The sequence below is a fragment of the Aeromonas sp. genome, from assembly GCF_050252055.1.
GTDB lineage: Bacteria > Pseudomonadota > Gammaproteobacteria > Enterobacterales > Aeromonadaceae > Aeromonas > Aeromonas caviae.
Genome location: NZ_JBFWLQ010000001.1, coordinates 288,460 through 306,982 on the forward strand (window position 1 = coordinate 288,460; position 18,523 = coordinate 306,982).

Genomic DNA, 18,523 nt, shown 5'->3' on the forward strand with positions numbered 1-18,523 from the left:
CTCCGGTGCGGTGCATTGTGATGTCCCGACTATTTGACTATCTCGTAGCAGGGAACGTACTGGCTGCCCGGCAGCTTCATGCGCTGCTGCTTGACGAAGCTTTCCAGCAACCTGTCCATCAGGTGCATCAGCTCCTTGTCGCCGTGCAGCTTGAAGGGACCCTTCTTCTCGATGGCCCTGATGCCCCCTTCCTTGACGTTGCCTGCGACGATGCCGGAGAAGGCGCGGCGCAGGTTGGCTGCCAGCAGCTGGGGCGGCTGGTTGCGATGCAGATCCAGGCTGGCCATGCTGGCGTGATCCGGCTCGAACGGCAGCTGGAACTCGGGCTCGATCCGCAGGGACCAGTTGAAGGAGTAGGCATCTCCCACCGACTTGCGGTATTCGCGGATCTTCGGCATCGCCTCCTTCATCACGCGGGCCACCTCGGGCGCATCGCCGATGATGATCCGGTAAAGACTGGTGGCGGCTTCCCCCAGGGTTGCCTTGACGAAGTCGTCGATGGCGCGGAAGTAGTCGGCGCTCTCTTTCGGGCCGGTCAGCACGATGGGGATGGGTTGGCGATCGTTGGCCGGGTGCATCATGATGCCGAGCAGGTAGAGCAGCTCCTCGGCAGTTCCGACCCCGCCCGGGAAGATGATGATGCCGTGACCCAGACGCACGAAGGCTTCCAGCCGCTTCTCGATGTCCGGCAGGATCACCAGCTCGTTGACGATGGGGTTCGGCGGTTCGGCGGCGATGATGGAAGGCTCGGTGAGACCGATGTAACGGCCGTTGCGCACCCGCTGCTTGGCGTGGCCGACGGCGGCCCCCTTCATGGGGCCCTCCATGGCACCCGGACCGCAGCCGGTACAGATGTTGAGCTCGCGCAGACCCAGCTCGCTACCCACCGCCCGGGTGTACTGGTATTCCACCTCGTTGATGGAGTGGCCGCCCCAGCAGACCACCAGGTTGGGATCGGCGCCGGGCAGGATCGCCTTGGCGTTGCGCAGGATGGCGAACACCACATTGGAGATATGGGTGGAGCTGGTCAGGTTGACCAGACGATTGGACTCGAGCTGGGTCGACACATAGAGAATGTCCCGCAGCACGGAGAACAGGTGCTCCTGGATGCCGCGGATGATCTCGCCGTCGACGAAGGCGTGCTCGGGGGCGTTGAACAGCTCGAGCTTGACCCCGCGCTCGCGCCGGATCACGTGAATATCGAAGGATTTGAAACGTTCCAGTATCTCTTTGGAACTGTCGGTATGGCTGCCGGAGTTGAGGACCGCCAGCGAGCAGTTGCGAAACAGTTGATAGATATCGCTGGAGGCCGTCTGCTTGAGGCGATCCACCTCGAGCTGGGACAGCAGGTCCATGCTGCCCACGGGATTGATGTGTGTAATCATAATTTCCCCTTTCACTCGCTTGTTATCGTTGTGCTTTCCCTGGGGAGAAAACGGGATGCTTTGGCATCCCTCGGGTTCGATAGTAGAGGCAAGGGGGTGGGCAGGGGAATAGGGGGACTGTGCGTTTGCCGCTTTTTTAGCCGCCCCTCAAAGCGTATTCAGGCGAGATTGACCTGATCCCGGCCGGAGTGCTTGGAACTGTAGAGCGCCTTGTCGGCACGCTCGAACGCATCCGTGGTATGGTCGCCGGTCCGAAACAGGGTGGCACCGATGGAGATGGTGATCTCGACCCTGGCATCGCGAAAGCGGAACGGGATGCTCTTGATGGTCTGACGCAGGTTCTCCAGCGGCTTCTGGTACTTGTCCGGATTGATGTTCGGCAGCAGGACCACGAACTCCTCACCGCCAAAGCGGGCGATGAAGTCGGTGTCGCGCAAGGCGTTCTGCAGGGCCTTGGCAACTACCTTCAATGCCTTGTCGCCGGCCATGTGGCCGTAGTTGTCATTGATGTGCTTGAAGTGGTCGATGTCGATGATGGCCAGGCACAGGGGGGTGCCATAGCGTAGCCAGCGTTTGTATTCGAGCTCGAGCCGCTCGTCCAGGGCCGCCCGGTTGTGTACCTGGGTCAGGCTGTCGAGGAAGAGCTTGTGTTTCTGGATGGTGAGCCGCTTCTTGTACTCGGCGGTCTCGTCCTTCATCAACCTGAGCTTGGCTTCCATGTTGGAGAGGTGGGTGAGCAGGTGGCGCTCGCGGTTGGCCATCTCCTCCCGCTCCTGCTGCAGCCGGCGGATGGTGTCCAGATGCCCAGAAATGGCGCCCCTGAGTATTTGTGGCGAGTCATGGGCTGCCATGGCGCGATCGATGGCGGCGAGTTCCCGCTCCAGCGCCTGTCCGCTGAGATGGGCGGCATTTTGCAGCGCCCGCCCTTCATCCAGGGATTCGGTAAAGCTGTAATGGACCGAGGAGAGACTCTCGTTCAGGGTGCTGAGAAACGCCTGGGAGGCTTTGCGCTCTTCCCGGGTACCCTCGATGATGAGTTCGATGATCTGCAGGCAGACTTCGGCCAGCAGGGCAGGGGTGATGCCCCCGAGCAACTGGCGGCGGATGTCTGCGAGGCTCTCGCCCACGGCGCCGGCAAAGTCGAGCTCGGTGATGAGACGCTGCAACTCGTCTGAAATCTGGGCATGTGCCTTGATGTCAAAGGAGTCGGTAGGGGCCGGGCTGGAGAGCTCGGTGGGGATCTCCGCCGAAGGGGGGATCAGCGGCTTGCGCGGCAGCAGCTGGATCTTGATCGCCTGCTGGTAGAACTCCAGCAGCCGGATCACCTTCTTCTGGTGATCGCCGATGCCGTAACTCTCCGGGCTGGCGAGAAACTCCTTGAGGGCGCGGCGGGTATCTTCCGGAAACCCCTTGATGGTTTTGAGCTGTTTGCTGCCGAGATCGATGGCTGCCCGGGTCAGGCTGATGGACTCTTCCATGGTGTGGCTGTGCTGCTGCAACAGCTTCTCGATGGCGTTCAGATCGGCATCGATGGAGGTAAGAGGAGGGTTGCCTTCAAGTTTCTGCTTGAGCTTGGCGAGCCGGTTGTCGAGCTCGCGATCGTGGCCGCGACAGGCTTGCATCAACTTGCCGATGAACTGGATACTGCGGGTGCGTTCGGCATCGGAGAAGCTCGCCATGCCGTCAAGCTCCTGCTGTTTCTGCTGGAGGGATTCCCTGAGTCTTGCCAGTTGTCCTGTTACGGCAGCCATATCATTCATTCTTCAGGTCGCCCTGTTGTCATTATCGTTTTTGTTTCGTCCAGCAACAGAAAGCCAATCAAAGACCCCGTTGAGTACCTTTTTGTCACGGATTGTCCGCAACCTTCGTCCGTGAAAGCGCAAGCCAGTTAACCCATTGCTTTTCATGAGAAGAATTTACTTTTACCAGTCCCTTGTCAATTGCCATCAAGCAGCATTGCCACACATCTCCGTTAAAAAATGCGGCCTGCTGGCAATCGATGGCGGCCAGCTCAAGCCAGACGCTCTGCTGGCATTTTTCGCTGAGCTGAATGGCTCCCGAGAGGGCCAGGTAGCAGAGATCGAACAGGCCGTGGTGATCGAGGGCCATGGCCGCCTTGGGCAGGAAGGGATGACTGACGATGCCGAGGCTGATGCGCCTGTCCAGCGGGTGCTCGCAGGGGAAGGCTGCCAGGGTGTCGAGCAGGGTCTGGGCCAGCTGATGCAACTGGGCCACGTGGCGCTGGGGCACCACATAGAGCAGGTGGCCTTCGCGCAGGTCGTAGATGCGGCCATCCTGCGGGGTCAGTTCGTTGACGTAACGGCCGAAGGCCTGCTCTATCTCGCGGCTGACCTGATAGCCGTGCTGCTCCAGGCTGTTGATCAGGAAGGGAACCCGGAACAGCAGGTAGTGCAGCTTGTCGTCAAATTCGCTGGTGGGGCGTTCGCTCAGGTACCAGCGCTCGGATTTTTGCTGGCGCTTTGCCATCTCCCGCGGCCAGCGGCTCATCAGTCGCTGCCAGTTGGCCAGGCCGCTGCGCGGCTCTACCAGCAGGGCCTCTCCCAGCTGTTTGGCATGAAGGCGCGCGACCCGCAGTTTCAGCCAGAGGGTGAAGAACAGATAGATGAAGAGTGCCAGCAGCAGCCCGGTGCTGACGCTGGTCCAGAGGTATCGCTCCTGCTGGTGCTGGCTGACGTCGAGTTGCTGTTCCAGCTCCTTGACCTGTTGCACACGCTCCACCTGGGCGTAGTTGTCGCGCACCGCCTCCTGCTCCAGCGCCAGCTGTTGCTGGCGAACCAGTTCGCTGCGCTGGTGGTAATTCTTGTAGCTCTCCAGGGCCTGCTGGAGGTAACCCTTCTGCTCATAGGCGACGGAGAGCAGGCGGAAGATCTCGAATTGGCGCCGGATGTCCCCAATCCGGTTGGCCAGGGTGAGAGCGTTCTCCAACTGCAGGATGGCGATGCCCGCCTCCTGCTGCTTGAGGTGCAGCTCTCCCAGCAACAGCAGGGTGTCGATGAGCGACTCCTTGTCATCCCCCAGCTCATGGGACTGGCGTGCGGCGTTCAGGTAGTTTCGCGCCAGGTTGAGGTTGCCGGTCTGCAGGTAGGTCTTGCCTATCTCGAACTTGAGATGGGCGATGCGGGTGCGGTTGCTGCTCTCGTCCAGCAGGTCGAGGGCATTGAAGAAATAGACCAGCGCCATGTTCATCTCGCCCTGATCCCGGTTGAGACGGGCGAGCACGATCAAAGCGTCGCTCAGCATGGAGGAATTGCCGAGGGCATGAAAATAGTTGGCCGCCTCGCTGGCGTATTGCAGCGCTTTTTGTGGCTCCTGCTCTTCCTGATAGAGGCTGACCATCTGGTTCGAAAGCAGGCCGAGGAAGAGGGGATCCTGCAGGGGCTTGGCTTGCTGTTGTGCTTCGATGTACTCCCCCAGTGCAAGCTGGGGCTGACCCAGAGCCTGATAGAGATCCCCGCCCACGGCGCTGGTCCAGGCCTTGGCCAGAGGGTGTTTGGCGTGATCCGCCCATTTGCGGGTCTCGGCCAGCTGCTGTTTGGCGAGATCGAATTGCCGCTCCTCTATGCTGGCGTTGACGCGCAGCAGGCGGCTGTAGACCTGCAACTGGCTCTCCTTGAGGTCGGGATTGGCCAGCAGTTTGTCGAGTTTGTCGAGCAGGGGGGACGCGGCGCCATGGGTATGCTGTTGCAGATTGCGGCTTCGAACCAGCAGATAGAGCCCATGGGCCTGCAGCTCGAACTGCTGCTCTTTCTCGGCCATGGCGATGCCCTGCTCGAAGGACTCCTGTGCCTGGGCGAACTGCCCTAGCTGCTGCAGACACTCCCCCTTGAGCAGATAGGCGCCCGTGGTCTGGGTGGCGGTACCGTAGTTCAGCATCGGCTCGCGATAGCCGTACTCCTGACGGTTGCTGATGATCTGCTTGGGATTGTTGGCCGTGCGTTCGAGGAAGGAGGTGGCAATCTGGGCACATCTGGCGGGATCGGTCAGCACCAGGGTCTGGGCCTGCTGCAGGTCGATGGACAACTGCTCCTTGGCCAGATCCAGATCAGGAGCCGACAGGGAGGACATCATCATTGCCAGAAAAAACAGTTGATTCATTGGATTAAGAACGGCACGGAGGTGCAGGCATGTTATCCAAGCCCACCCCCGCCCGTCCAGAGTTTACTGAGGTGATGCGCAGCGGGCCGCAGCCCGCAGGATGGCGGCGCCGGTGATTACTGACGAATGAGGCGCAGGTTCGCCGGAACCGGCTCCCAGTCGCTGCGGAAGGGGTTGATGTCCAGGCCGCCGCGGCGAGTGTAACGGGCATGGACGGTCAGTTGCTCCGGGGCGCAGAAGTGCTTGAGATCGGTAAAGATGCGCTCGATGCACTGCTCGTGGAACTCGTTGTGCTGGCGGAACGAGATGAGGTAGCGCAACAGCTTCTCCCGGTCGAGACGCGGGCCGCGATAGTGGATCACCACGGATCCCCAGTCCGGCTGGCTGGTCACCAGGCAGTTGGACTTGAGCAGGTGGCTGTGCAGGGTCTCCTCCACGATCTCGCGACCGGCGGCCCCTTGCAGCAGGGTCGCGTCAAACTCGTAGCCATCCACCTCGATATCCAGGTTGTCGATGCACTCACCGGGCAGCTGGGCTATCTGGTGGGGGGCCTGGTCGAGGGTGAAGAGGGTGACGCTCACCGGGGCACCAGCGCAGCCACTCAGGTCCTGAACCAGCAGCGCCTGCACCGCCTCCAGGGAGTCGCAGCGGGTCTGGTTGAAGGAGTTCAGGTAAAGCTTGAACGACTTGGACTCGATGAGATTCGGGCTGGTGGCCGGCACAAAGACCTCCCCGATGGCAACCACGGGCTTGCCTTTGGCATTGAGCCAGGAGAGTTCATACAGGGTCCAGACGTCGCACCCCTGGAACGGCAGTTCACCTCTCAGGCCAAGATCGTCGCGGTTCAGGCTGCGTGGCACGGGCTGCAGCAGACTCGGGGTGTACTGGCTGATGTAGGCGGACTGCTGCCCCAGGCTCAGGCCTTGCAGCGCACTGGCGCCGGCGTATCTCTCTTGTTTGCTCATGCTGGTTTGCTCACGCTTGTCTGATAAAGGGTTTGATGGTGCAATGGCCCGATTTTTCGATCAGGTACTTGCGGCCATCAGAGGCCGCTATTGTGGGGAATATCGATGTCGGATCAAGTCCTGTCTGCCCTGGAGCAGTTCTTTTTACGCTGGCAGCGCGATGGCGAAGGAAGGCGGGGGCTGCCCCTGTGTGACTGGGAGGCCGACTGGCGCTCTCCTTGCGAGCTGGATGAACCCAGGGAGGGTCGGGTAGCCTGGCGTCCGTTCCAGCGGGAGCAGGCAGCCGACTTCACGGCCATGGCGAACGCCCTGGAGCTGACGCTGCATCCCAGCGCCATCGCCCTGTTTGGCCACTGGTTCAGCCGCCCTCTGCCCTGCTCTTTCAAGGGGCTGCGCATCGAACTCATCCTGCCGTGGAACGATGCCGATCTGGATCTGCTCAAGGAGAACCTCATCGGCCACCTGCTGATGCTGCGCAAGTTGAAGCGATCCCCTTCACTCTTCATTGCCACGACCCGCAACGAGATGACGCTGGTGTCCCTCGATAACGAGAGCGGCCAGGTGTGGCTGGAGTGGCTGGACTCCGGGCGGCGCCTGACGTTGGCTCCCTCGTTGCCGGCCTTTCTGGCGCGACTGGAAACCTTGCCCCAGTGATGCCCCAAAAGAGAGGGCCTTGCCACCTGGCAAGGCCCTCTCTTTTTATTGCGCCATTGTGCGCGGTAGGCTCCTATTCCTTGAAGTCCCAGGAGAGGTTGGAGACCAGCCTGCAAGGCTCGCACCTGAAGTCGAAGATCTCGTGCAGGGGGGCGGCCAGCGCCCATGGGCCACCACAGCCAGGGCAGGGGCGAGCCCGCTCTTCGGCGGCGCTCAGGCCACCTACCCGGTAGAGATAGTAATAGGTGGGGATGCCGCTCAGGACCTCCAGCCGTCTGGCGAGATCGCTGCCCCGGCGATGAAGGCGGCTGCCCACCTCGCCGATTTCGTGCAGGGCGGCGTGTTCGGCGATGGAGCCGTTCATCTGCAACTGATCGCAGGCTTCCCAATCTTCCTGCCACTTGATGATCTGCTTGTGGTCACCGTTGGCGACGGCGGGCAGCCGATAGAGCGGGATGGGAGCGAAGTGATCGCCACAGCGCAGGGGAGAGCAACTGTGCAGGAAGCTGGTGTAGAGCAGCATCCAGCTGGGACGCTCTCCCTGCTCTGCGCACGGGTCCGTGCTGTCCGAGAGCAGATCCGCCCCTTGCAGGTGGAGTTTGGGGGCGAGCAGGCCCGCCTGGTGCAGACCTTGCTCGGCAAGGGCGACCAGCTCGCTCTGGTTGTCAGGGTGCAGGCTGTCCTGCTCCGGGCAGACCACCCGGCTGACGAAATAGCCTTCGTGCATGCTGGTGGGAAACTCCCGCCCCAGGATCTGACCCTGATAGCGCAGCATGTCGAGGTAGTGGACGATGGCCCGCTCGGCCTCCCCGAGGGACGTATCGCGGTAGCACTCAAAGGTGAGTTCGAGGATATACATGGCGATGGGTCAATCCGGCTTCTGGTTGAGCAGCAGATCGGTGAGGCGATCGACCTTCTGCTCCAGCCGGGCGAGCTGTTCGCTCAGTTGCTGAAGAGTGACGCTTTCCGTGGCCAAGGGGGACGCCTCGGGGGCACTGGCGGGGGCGGGCGCTGTCGCCGCGGGCTGGGGTTGTTGCTTCCACTGGCTCAACACCTTGAGCAGCTCGGCCATGGGCACGGGATGGCTGAGGCGGGCCTTGACCATGGCGGTAGAGGGGGTGATCCCCCTGGCACTGAGTTCGTTGGCTATCTGGATGATCTCTTGGGCTGACATCTTGGCTCCTGCACGGCCGTCTTGCTGCGGGTGGATAGTGGCACAGAGCTTAATCAAAGCCTGTCCATCAGGAAAGCGGAGCGAAGGGCGTGGGTGGCGAGAGGGAGGGGATTGGCGGCTCCGCGTCGACCCAACGCTGGCCGCCGGGAGTGGGGGGATCAGGTCCCCTGGCGCAGCATCACATCCAGCTGGTCGATGGCTTCCGCCCAGTCGGCGTCGTGGCTGAGGGCATCGCGCAGAAAGTCTGCCTGGGAAGGCGTCCAGAACGGCGCGTCGGGCAACTGGGTATGGCGATCGATGGGATGGTCGCGGATAAAACGCTGCTGGCTGATGTCGTCACTGGCCAGCCCCAGCTGGGCAAACAGGGCGGCCATGTCATGGGTGAGCAATTCCATGTCGGTACTCCTTGGAAGGGGGCTGTGGAAGAGTATAGCCAGCCCCCGTGCTCTCAAATCTAGGAGGGGAGACGATGGGGTGGCAGCTCGACACCGGCGACATGCAGCCCCTGCATGCAGAGCTGCCCCTGATAATGGCTCTCACCGTCGCTGGAGAACTCGAACTGGTAGTAGGTGAGCAGGCGCAGGGGCTTGTGCCCCAGGGCACGGTGTGTCCGCGCCAGCGACAGCAGTTGCAGGTCGTGGTGCTGGCAGTAGCGGCGCATGTATTGCCAAGCCAGCTCCGCCTGGCGGCGCTGTTGCCAGAAGGCCCAGCCAACGAGGCCGAGCAGCAAGATCCCAAGCATTTCTCCCATCAGCGGGTTCCTTCTGTGATGTGTGTGGGGCCCTGTTCACCTCAGGCAACAGGGCCGTTGTGTCGGGCCTAGGTGGAAGCGAACAGGCGACCGATGGCCAGACCCAAGGCCTCGCTGCGTTCGGGGTCACGCAGTTTTGCCAGCATATCATTGCGCAGGGCCGGTAGCGTGACGAGCTCGGCAAATACCTGGTTGAAGAACTGGGTGGGTTGCAGGGCGAGCTGCTCCAGAAACAGGCCGAGCAGTTCGGGGTGTTTCAGATCGGGCCAGAGGCGGCCAGCGATGGCGAGGAGCAGGGAGGGGCTTGGCCGGGTTTGCAGCAGGGTCAACAGCTTGTTGGTGCGCAGCCCGTTGCCCGGGCAGGAGGCCAGTGCCCGGCACAGATAGGCCAGGGTTTCGGGGTCAGGCTCGGCGCACTCCTGCTCCTTGCCGATGCGCTCCAGCAATGCGCCTTGCAGGGCAGGAGGCAGGGGGGCGTTCTCCAGGCTCTGGCACAGGGCGTAGAGGGGGGCCTGCGGCAGCACGGGCAAGGCCTTGCAGACCAGTGCCAGGTTGCGTTCAACCTGCAGCCGCTCCGCGAGATCTGCAAACCCTTGCAGTCCCAGGGCCTGCCACCCCTCTTCCCCCGGCGCCGCCAGATAGTGGCAGAGGGCCTCGTAGTAAGGGGAAGGGGCTTGTTCCAGCTGGCGGGCCAGCTTGGCGTGCACACTGGCCATCTTGGCCTCGGCCGGACGGAAGGTGTAGGGGTTGTCCGCCAGACGCTGGGCCTTCTCTTCGTCCAGTTCACCGGTGAGCTTGTAGCCCAGAGTCTCTACCACCTGATCCATGAAATGCTTGGGGCCGCTGGAGATGAGGAGGCCGCGCTCATCGAGGGCGAACTTGAGGAACCAGAGGTAGTGCCTGGATTCGGTTGGCTGGAAGAAGTGCACGCCGAGCCAGGCGTGCTGCTGCAACGGCCAGGGATAGGGCTCCTGCTGCTGCTCGATGCGCACGAAGAGGTCGCTGGAGAGCGGGCGCACCTGGCGGCCCAGATCGAACAGCTGGAACTGGGTATCGGCCTGGGTCAGAAACTCGGTCAGGGTGTTGATGGAAGACATGAAGAGATCCCGCTTGAAGATAATGGGGGCGATTATAAGGGGGCTGCACCAGATAGCCAGAGGCGGTGATGCAGGGGATGAAGGTGACGGCAACATGGCAGCCATTACGGGGTCGGTGTATAGTAGCGCCCCTTTTTGATGGCCGTATTGAGTGGGGCCCCGTCGCAGACCGGGCCCGCGATGAGGAAGTGAGCGAGATGAATCAATATCTGCTGGTTGCCGGTCTGCTGGGAGAGCTGACTGCCGAGTTGCAACGTCTGGAACGCTGGCAAGCCGACCATCCGGGGAGCGAGGCGCTGGCAAGCGAGCTGCCGTTCTGTGTCGATACCCTGAGTTTCGATCAGTGGCTGCAGTTCGTGCTGATCCCGCGCATGGAGCAGCTGGTGCTGCTGCAGGCTCCGCTGCCGACCAGCGTCTCCCTCTATCCCATGGCGAGTGAGGTCTATAAAGAGGAGCTGGCGGAGGTCGAGGCCCTGCTTCGTCTGATCGCCCGTTTCGATCTGCTGCTCTCCGGCAAAGTGGTCGAACAATGATGGACGAGCAGACCCGGACAGCGGATGCCTTGCAGCCGACTCTGCTCTATCAGGATGACTGGCTGGTGGCGGTGAACAAACCGTCCGGTCTCCTGGTGCACCGCAGTTGGCTCGACAAGGCCGAGACCCGTTTCGCCATGCAGATGACCCGGGATCTGATCGGGGGTCGTCATGTCTACCCCGTGCACCGACTGGACAGGCCCACTTCGGGTGTGCTGCTGTTTGCTCTCGATCCTGCCGTGGCCCGTACCCTGACTGAGGCCTTTGCTGCCCGTCAGGTCCACAAGGAGTACCTGGCACTGGTGCGGGGATGGGCCCCCGAAGAGGGGCTCATCGACTATCCGCTCAAGGAGCAGCTGGACAAGATTGCCGATGCCTTCAGCGACCCGGATCGCCCCGCCCAGGAGGCGGTGACCGCGTTTCGTCGTCTGCATCAGGTCGAGCTGCCCTTCGCCGTCTCCAAGAAGCATCCCACCAGTCGCTACAGCCTGGTCCGTCTCTTTCCCAAGACGGGGCGCAAGCATCAGCTGCGCCGCCATCTGGATCACCTGTTCCACCCCATCGTCGGTGATACCACCCACGGAGATGGCCGGCACAACCGCTTCTTTCGCGAGCACTACGGGTGCGACCGCCTGCTGTTGATCGCGCACCGTCTGAGCTTCGAGCATCCGGTGCTCAAGGTGCCGATGCGGATCCAAGCGCCCCTGGGCCCCGAGGTGCTGGGTCTGTTCGCCCGTCTGGGCTGGCCTGCCAGCGAGCAAGACTACGGCGCCTGAGCCTCTTTCCATCTGTTGCCTCTGACCGGGCTGTGGCATGCTGTAACCCAGGTACGTCAGAGGAATGACTTATGGCTCAACGAGATATCGCCTGCGCAATCGCGTACCCCCCGCCTGTTCAAGGGGGCTCTTCCTACCCATCCCGGTCTTGCCGGGCCCAATGTCTGTCCCTGAGGAGTCGCTGATGGCCGAGATCGACATCCTGGTCGGCACCGTCTACGGCTCTGCCATGTTGGTGGCCGAGACCCTCTGTGACCACCTACAAGCCAATGGCCATGTTTGCCAGATCTTCGATGACGCGGCGCTGACCGACATCGATGCTTCCCGCTTTCTGCTCATCGTGACCGCCACCACGGGGCAGGGGGATATACCGCCCAATTTGCAGCCCTTTGCCAGTGCCCTGGCCGATCGTGCTCCTTATATGAAGGGATGGCGCTATGCCCTCATCGCCATGGGAGACAGCAGCTATGAACACTTCTGCGGAGCGGGGCGAACGCTGGATGCCCTGTTGCAGGAGCTGGCTGCCGAGCCACTGGTTGTGCGCCTGGAAATCGATGCGACGGTAGAAGATGAGCCTGAAGTGGCGGCGCTGGCCTGGTTGAAAACCTGGGAAAATAGACTGTAGCCAGACCCTTCTCCCCGAGAATAAATTCACCTCCGTGAGTGTGCTGACGGGGGTGTTTTATTTTTGGGGCGTCACGCCTCAGCCCCCAAATATATCCTCTCTTTCGTCCGGTTATTTTTCTCGCAAATTATGATAACCGGTTGGCCATATTCATCATCACCCACGACAAATTGAAAAATTAAAAGTTCCGCATTGAAAGCGATTTCAGTCATGTTTTTGCTACTGCGACACGGATTTATCACTTAACTCTCGTCGCAAATTAATATTTGAAAGCGCTTTCTTTGGTTGTTGTTTTTCTTTTTTGTGCTTTTTTTGGGTGGTTGGTGCCAATAAATGAAAGTTTATTGAACTTTTGTTGCTGTGGCTGTCGGTGGCGTGCGATTTGTCATCGTTTTGTGAATCAGCTCATGTTTGCAGGGAATTTGGGTACCTATAATCGACCCCGGTTATCACCAAAACGTTTTTCCGGTGATAAGAACTTGAATATCAGGATCACACTCCTCTCAGCGGGAATAAGGAAAATGAAAATGAAAGCAAAGTGGCTCCCGATCGCTGCAGCAGTAACCGCAGCCCTGGCTTCTCAAGCCGCCTTCGCCGTTGATTTCCACGGCTACTTCCGTTCAGGTGTCGGTGTTTCCGGTGACGGGGACATGGTCAAATACAACGTCAACAAGGTTGGTCGTCTGGGTAACGAAAATGATACCTACGGCGAAGTCCAGCTGGGTCAGGAAGTCTTCAACAAAGATGGCAAGACTTTCTACGTAGACTCCATGTTCGCCATGGCGTCCAACGGCTCCAACGACTGGGAAGGTACCGGCACCGTCTGTAACTTCGATGCCAAGCAGTGCAACGGCGACTCCGACTTCGCCCTGCGTCAGTTCAACGTGCAAGCCAAAGGGCTGCTGGGCTTCGCGCCGGAAGCCACCCTGTGGGCCGGTAAGCGTTACTACCAACGTCACGACATCCACATCTCTGACTTCTACTACTGGAACATCTCCGGTGCCGGCGCCGGTATCGAAGGCATCCAGGCTGGTCCTGGCAAGCTCTCCCTGGCCTGGGTCCGCAACGACCGCAGCGCGGGTGATGTCTTCGGTCAGTACACCCAGACCGGTGTAGATGGCAACGGCGATCCGGTTTACCAGAAGAACGAAGATCTGAACGTCAACACCCTGGATGTGCGTTATGCCGGCATCCCGCTGTGGCAGGACGGCTCTCTGGAAGTGGGCGCCATGTATGCCCTGGTCAATGAGACCGACGCCCAGAAAGATCTGAAGAACGACAACATGAAGAACGGCGTCATGCTGACTGCCGAACTGACCCAAGGCATCTTCGGTGGCTTCAACAAGACCGTGCTGCAGTACGGTACCGAAGGCTACTCCAAGACCATGGCCTTCTACGGTGACGGTTCCTGGTATGGTGCCGAAGCCAAAGCCGGTGCCGATGGCTACCGTATCATCAACTGGGGCGTCATCCCGATGGGCAACTCCTGGGAGATGGGTCACCAGCTGGTCTACGGGGTAGGCAACGAGATGTGGAACGGCAACGACAAGTACGAAACCATGTCTGTCGTCGCTCGCCCGATGTACAAGTGGGATGACTTCAACAAGACCATCTTCGAAGGCGGCTACTTCCAGGACAAGAACAAGTCCACTTCCGGTACCACCGACAAAGATGGCGCTTACAAGCTGACCCTGGCTCAGGCCTGGTCTGCCGGCTCCAGCTTCTGGGCCCGTCCGGAAATCCGCGTGTTCGCCACCTACCTGAAGAACACCGAAGACCAGAACGCCTTTGAAGGCAACACCTCCAAAGACACCTATCAGGTTGGCGTACAAGCAGAAGCCTGGTGGTAAGCAATATCTTCAGTTAAGTTAGTCACTGCCCCCTTATGGGGGCAGTTTTGTTTCGCATGATGTGGCAACCGGGTTATGGAGATAAGAAGAATGAAACTGGTAAAGATGTCTATCGCGGCCATGGTTACCGCGCTGCTGGCCGGTTGTTCCGGTAGCATGGTGGTGCCCGTGCAGGAGCACGCCTCCATTCTGAGTAATGCCGATCAGGCCAAGCAGGCGCTCTCCCAGGCAACCAATTGTTGCACAGGGTTCAACGAATTCAATTATGTCTCCCTGCCGGAAGGCGAGACGCTGCTGGCCATCGACGGCAAGCAGCCCAGTTATCAGTTTGACGAGGGAATGAGCTATTTTGCCGCCTATCGTCTGCCGGCCAATACCGGCAATCTGGCCATCACCCTGGCCTCCCAGGTCAGCAAGACGGTCCTGGTTCCCAAGGTGATCATGCTGGATGCCCAGTTCAAGGTGACTCGCGTGCTGGGTGAGTCGGTCTTTGCCTATCAACCAGCCCACCTGCTCGACAACGACAGGATTGAGGGGCGTGTGTTCGTGGACCGCAGCATGCCGGGCAATCCCGCCACTGAAACCTATATGGTGGTCTATGCGCCGGCCAACGAGACGGCGGGCAGCACCACCATCTTGCACCCCGCGAAGGCCTTTGCCCGTGCCAACGGCACGGTCGAGCCGGATATCAAGGACCCCGTGATCCCCCATTCGCCCTGGGGTCTGGTACAGATCAAGGTCACGGACATGGCCAAGGGACAAGGCCTGGAAGCAGTGTTCAAGCCTGAATACGCCGACAAGGTGGCGATGAGCCAGGCCAAGCCTGCTACCACTGCCGTGGCTGCGACGGCGGCCACCACGGCAGCCGTTGCCGCAGCGCCGAGCAAACCGGCTCCCGCCATGCTGAGCGAGACCGAGAGCTTCTACAACGCCCAGATCGAGAAAGCGGTGAAGGCCGGTGACATCGACAAGGCGATGCAACTCGTGAATGAAGCCGAGCGTGCCGGTTCAACCAAGGCTAAATCGGTCTTTATTGATGCAGTGAAACGTTCACAGAAGAATTAAATATCTCGGTTTATTAAAATCGATATTTATTGGAGGCCTCCCTTGTTGGAGGCCTTTTTAATCGGTAGACTGGATAATATAAATCCGCAATAAGTTACATTCAGTTACATTGGGTATCGTTGGGTATTATTTGGTTTCTTTGTGATTTGTTTTGAAGTGGTTTATTTCTTTTTGCGGCGAAGCTATAACAATACGAAATAATATTCAAGATAGTCCCCTCTCTGCTTATTTATTATCTTGTGATCTCTCCTCCAAATTTATTATTCCCTTGTTTCCGACAGAGGCATTTCCACCCCCGCTGGGTTATATTCTGCTGGTCAAAATAAGCAACCCGGAAAACGCATTTGGCGCAGTGACGGATGAAGCACATCGTCATCAATAAACTGCCCTGAGTCGTTGTCGGAAAAAAATCCATTCAGGAGCGCACACATGTTAAAAAATGCTTTCTCTAATCTGCAAAAGGTCGGTAAGGCGCTGATGCTGCCCGTATCGGTCTTGCCCGTTGCAGGTATTCTGCTGGGGGTGGGTGCTGCCCACTTCAGCTGGTTGCCGGAAATCGTCTCCCAACTGATGGAGCAGGCCGGTGGTTCCGTATTCGGCCAGATGGCTCTGCTGTTCGCCGTGGGCGTCGCCCTTGGCTTCACCAATAACGACGGTGTTTCCGGCCTGTCCGCCATCGTCGGCTACGGCATCATGACTGCCACCCTGACTGTGATGGCGCCTGTGATGGGTGTCGAGAAGATCGATACCGGTGTGCTGGGTGGTATCCTCGCCGGTGGCGTGGCTGCCTGGGCGTTCAACCGCTTCTACAAGATCCAGCTGCCAGAGTACCTCGGCTTCTTCGCTGGCAAGCGCGCCGTGCCCATCATCACCGGTTTTGTTTCCATCGGTCTGGGTGTCGTGCTCTCCTTCATCTGGCCGCCGATCGGTGGTGCCATCGGTGCCTTCTCCGACTGGGCTGCCAACCAGAACCCGGTCCTGGCCTTCGGCATCTACGGCGTGGTTGAGCGCTCCCTGATCCCGTTCGGTCTGCACCACATCTGGAACGTGCCGTTCTTCTATCAGGCTGGTACCTGCGTCAACGCCGCCGGTGAAACCGTACACGGCATCATGACCTGCTTCCTGACTGCTGATGACGCTTCCCGTGCTGCCGGCAACGGCTTCGGTCAGCTGGCGGGTGGCTACCTGTTCAAGATGTTCGGTCTGCCTGCTGCCGCGTTTGCCATTGCGCACTCCGCCAAGCCGGAAAACCGCGCCAAGATCGTAGGTATCATGGCTTCTGCTGCCCTGACCTCCTTCCTGACCGGTATCACCGAGCCTATCGAATTCTCCTTCCTGTTCGTGGCCCCGGTTCTGTACGCCATCCACGCCCTGCTGGCCGGTCTGGCATACGTGCTGACCAACATGCTGGGTGTCGTTCACGGTCACACCTTCTCCAACGGCTTCATCGACTTCGTGGTGCAATCCCCGCGTGCCGACAACATGCTGCTGCTGGTGGGTCTGGGTCTGGTCTACGCGGTCATCTACTACGTGGTCTTCACCGTGGTCATCCGTGCCATGAACCTGAAAACTCCGGGTCGTGAAGACGAAGCCGCTCAAGAGTCCTCTGCCGGTCAAAGCAAGGACGAGATGTCTGCTGCACTGGTCTCCGCCTTCGGTGGCAAAGAGAACATCGCCTCTCTGGACGCCTGCATCACCCGTCTGCGTGTCGGTGTGAAGGATGTGGCCAAGGTTGACCAGGCTGGTCTGAAGAAGCTGGGTGCCGCCGGTGTGGTGGTGGCTGGTTCCGGTGTACAAGCCATCTTCGGCACCAAGTCCGACAACCTGAAAACTGAAATGGACATCTGGATGAAGAGCAACTGATTGTCGCTCCGATATCCGAGTTCCGAAAAGGGAGGCGCAAGCCTCCCTTTTTGCTGGGTTGCGTTTGGTGGCGGGACATGTGCGGGGACTTTCCTGACGGCGCCAGTATGGTGTGATCCAATGAAAAAGGCGCCCCTGGGCGCCTTTGCTGCATCAGACCGGCTTAAAGCTTTTCGAGATCCCGTTCTATCTCGCTGATCTTGTTCTGCACCACTTTTTCCAGATGACGCAAGTCGCGCAGTATCTTCTGCTTGATGTCCGGATCGGCGGAAGGCTGGCCGCCCTGGGTCAGATTGTCCAGCTCATCCACCACGTATTTGAGGTTGGCGTTGATCTCGGTGACATCCTTGTACTCATGGGTCCCCGAGTCGACCAGCATGGTCTTGCGCTGGCGGGGGTATTTGAATTTGACGCTCTTGGCGAAGAATTCACCCTTCTGCTTCTTGAAATAGATCTTGAGGATGTCGTGGTTGGCTTCCTGGCGCAGGGTGTAGCTGTCCACCGAGGTGGGTTCCTGGATCCCCAGGCTCTTGAGATTCTCGTACATCGGGCTTCCTTGGTTTGAAACGATCCTGACCCCTCTATCTTACCCGAGTCCGGACGCCTTGCCTGTGACAGGCGCGCCAAATTCAAATTGGTGTCAAAAAGGTCTTTTTTAATCAACGAGCCAAGGGGGAGGGGTGAACGCCTTGTCAGCACTGCCATAAGCGGTGTCGTCTCATGGGGGGCAGTGATGGTGGGGCAGGGGAGTTGGCGCCCGCCCATGAGAGCGGGCATGAAAAAGGGCACCAGAGGTGCCCTTGATGACATCGGCGTGGATTACTCGTCGATGGAGCGCAGCAGGGCGTTGATGCCGACCTTGGCGCGGGTCTTGGCATCCACCTTCTTGACGATGACGGCGGCGTAGAGGCTGTACTTGCCGCACTTGGAGGGCAGGGAGCCGGAAACGACCACGGAGCCGGCCGGGACGCGGCCGTAGTGGATTTCACCGGTTTCGCGGTCATAGATGCGGGTGGACTGGCCGATGAAGACCCCCATGGAGATGACGGAGCCTTCCTCGACGATCACCCCTTCCACCACTTCGGAACGGGCACCGATGAAGCAGTTGTCTTCGATGATGGTCGGGTTGGCCTGCAGTGGCTCCAGTACGCCGCCGATGCCGACGCCGCCGGAGAGGTGCACGTTCTTGCCGATCTGGGCGCAGGAGCCCACGGTGGCCCAGGTGTCGACCATGGTGCCTTCATCGACGAAGGCGCCGATGTTGACGTAGGAGGGCATCAGCACGGTGTTCGGGGCGATGAAGGAGCCTTTGCGCGCAGTCGCGGGCGGCACGACGCGTACACCGGCAGCCTTGAACTGCTCTTCGGTGTAGTTGGAGAACTTCAGGGGAACCTTGTCGTAGTACTGGGCATCGTCGCCCTTGATGATGCCGTTGTCGTTGATGCGGAAGGAGAGCAGCACGGCCTTCTTCAGCCACTGGTGGACGACCCACTCGCCGGCAATCTTCTCGGCAACCCGGGCTTTGCCGGAGTCCAGCAGGTCGATGGCTTCCAGAATGGCGGCCTTGGTGGCGGCATCGACGGAGCCGGGGGTGATGGAGTCACGGCGCTCGAAGGCCGCTTCGATGGTCTGTTGCAACTGGGTCATGACAGGTTTCCTTTATAAAATT

General features: G+C 59.9%; 18 protein-coding genes. 7 read left to right on the plus strand and 11 right to left on the minus strand.

Features of this window, described 5'->3' with window-relative positions; all coding sequences use genetic code 11:
* Positions 1 to 29: 29 nt before the first annotated feature.
* The 4 genes from ppnN to queF form a co-directional block, all read right to left on the minus strand.
* Complete coding sequence (ppnN, locus tag AB7E19_RS01285) at positions 30 to 1,385, minus strand: nucleotide 5'-monophosphate nucleosidase PpnN (protein ID WP_010673382.1); 1,356 nt, start codon at positions 1,383 to 1,385, stop codon at positions 30 to 32.
* A gap of 158 nt (positions 1,386 to 1,543) precedes the next feature.
* Entirely contained in the window at positions 1,544 to 3,145 is a 1,602-nt protein-coding gene (locus AB7E19_RS01290) for a GGDEF domain-containing protein (RefSeq protein ID WP_041214681.1), read from the minus strand.
* Positions 3,146 to 3,230: 85 nt separating this feature from the next.
* Positions 3,231 to 5,501: a hypothetical protein gene (locus AB7E19_RS01295; RefSeq protein ID WP_316286901.1), complete on the minus strand. Its 2,271-nt coding sequence runs from the start codon at positions 5,499 to 5,501 to the stop codon at positions 3,231 to 3,233.
* Between the two features lie 116 nt (positions 5,502 to 5,617).
* Positions 5,618 to 6,466, minus strand: a complete 849-nt coding sequence (gene queF / locus AB7E19_RS01300) for an NADPH-dependent 7-cyano-7-deazaguanine reductase QueF (RefSeq protein WP_134997580.1) — start codon at positions 6,464 to 6,466, stop codon at positions 5,618 to 5,620.
* A 105-nt stretch (positions 6,467 to 6,571) separates the two neighbouring features.
* Here queF and syd point away from each other — a divergent pair, with 105 nt between their 5' ends.
* Positions 6,572 to 7,120 (plus strand): SecY-interacting protein, encoded by a 549-nt coding sequence (syd, locus tag AB7E19_RS01305; protein WP_010673386.1) that lies wholly within the window; start codon positions 6,572 to 6,574, stop codon positions 7,118 to 7,120.
* Between the two features lie 73 nt (positions 7,121 to 7,193).
* On the opposite strand, the gene AB7E19_RS01310 is transcribed toward syd, so the two are convergent.
* The 5 genes from AB7E19_RS01310 to AB7E19_RS01330 all read right to left on the minus strand — a co-directional run bounded on the left by AB7E19_RS01310 (position 7,194) and on the right by AB7E19_RS01330 (position 10,142).
* On the minus strand, positions 7,194 to 7,979 hold the full coding sequence (locus AB7E19_RS01310; protein ID WP_167825378.1) for a Zn-ribbon-containing protein: 786 nt from the start codon (positions 7,977 to 7,979) through the stop codon (positions 7,194 to 7,196).
* Between the two features lie 9 nt (positions 7,980 to 7,988).
* On the minus strand, positions 7,989 to 8,294 hold the full coding sequence (locus tag AB7E19_RS01315; protein WP_010673388.1) for a DNA-binding protein: 306 nt from the start codon (positions 8,292 to 8,294) through the stop codon (positions 7,989 to 7,991).
* 158 nt (positions 8,295 to 8,452) lie between these two features.
* Positions 8,453 to 8,689: a DUF2789 domain-containing protein gene (locus AB7E19_RS01320; protein ID WP_010673389.1), complete on the minus strand. Its 237-nt coding sequence runs from the start codon at positions 8,687 to 8,689 to the stop codon at positions 8,453 to 8,455.
* A gap of 59 nt (positions 8,690 to 8,748) precedes the next feature.
* A complete protein-coding gene (locus AB7E19_RS01325; RefSeq protein WP_039039421.1) occupies positions 8,749 to 9,045 on the minus strand; it encodes a DUF3301 domain-containing protein in 297 nt (98 codons plus the stop codon).
* A gap of 68 nt (positions 9,046 to 9,113) precedes the next feature.
* Positions 9,114 to 10,142, minus strand: a complete 1,029-nt coding sequence (locus AB7E19_RS01330; RefSeq protein ID WP_427934538.1) for a DUF3549 family protein — start codon at positions 10,140 to 10,142, stop codon at positions 9,114 to 9,116.
* A 197-nt stretch (positions 10,143 to 10,339) separates the two neighbouring features.
* Between AB7E19_RS01330 and AB7E19_RS01335 the strand changes: the two genes are divergently transcribed.
* The 6 genes from AB7E19_RS01335 (at position 10,340) to ptsG (ending at position 16,854) form a co-directional block, all read left to right on the plus strand.
* Positions 10,340 to 10,675 (plus strand): YqcC family protein, encoded by a 336-nt coding sequence (locus AB7E19_RS01335; protein WP_010673392.1) that lies wholly within the window; start codon positions 10,340 to 10,342, stop codon positions 10,673 to 10,675.
* Positions 10,675 to 11,451, plus strand: coding sequence for a tRNA pseudouridine(65) synthase TruC (gene truC / locus AB7E19_RS01340; protein WP_324046314.1), 777 nt, complete (start codon positions 10,675 to 10,677; stop codon positions 11,449 to 11,451). The genes AB7E19_RS01335 and truC overlap by 1 nt, the downstream gene beginning before the upstream one ends.
* Before the next feature lie 184 nt (positions 11,452 to 11,635).
* Positions 11,636 to 12,076, plus strand: a complete 441-nt coding sequence (locus AB7E19_RS01345; RefSeq protein WP_039039423.1) for a flavodoxin — start codon at positions 11,636 to 11,638, stop codon at positions 12,074 to 12,076.
* A 527-nt stretch (positions 12,077 to 12,603) separates the two neighbouring features.
* A complete protein-coding gene (locus AB7E19_RS01350) occupies positions 12,604 to 13,926 on the plus strand; it encodes a maltoporin (RefSeq protein WP_041214686.1) in 1,323 nt (440 codons plus the stop codon).
* A 90-nt stretch (positions 13,927 to 14,016) separates the two neighbouring features.
* Complete coding sequence (locus tag AB7E19_RS01355; protein ID WP_427934541.1) at positions 14,017 to 14,991, plus strand: MalM family protein; 975 nt, start codon at positions 14,017 to 14,019, stop codon at positions 14,989 to 14,991.
* A 429-nt stretch (positions 14,992 to 15,420) separates the two neighbouring features.
* Positions 15,421 to 16,854 carry a PTS glucose transporter subunit IIBC gene (gene ptsG / locus AB7E19_RS01360; protein ID WP_010673398.1) on the plus strand — a complete coding sequence of 478 codons (1,434 nt, stop codon included), beginning with the start codon at positions 15,421 to 15,423 and terminating at the stop codon, positions 16,852 to 16,854.
* Between the two features lie 163 nt (positions 16,855 to 17,017).
* On the opposite strand, the gene AB7E19_RS01365 is transcribed toward ptsG, so the two are convergent.
* Positions 17,018 to 17,401, minus strand: coding sequence for a DUF3461 family protein (locus AB7E19_RS01365; RefSeq protein WP_039039426.1), 384 nt, complete (start codon positions 17,399 to 17,401; stop codon positions 17,018 to 17,020).
* A 272-nt stretch (positions 17,402 to 17,673) separates the two neighbouring features.
* Entirely contained in the window at positions 17,674 to 18,501 is an 828-nt protein-coding gene (gene dapD / locus AB7E19_RS01370) for a 2,3,4,5-tetrahydropyridine-2,6-dicarboxylate N-succinyltransferase (RefSeq protein ID WP_010673400.1), read from the minus strand.
* Positions 18,502 to 18,523: the final 22 nt, after the last annotated feature.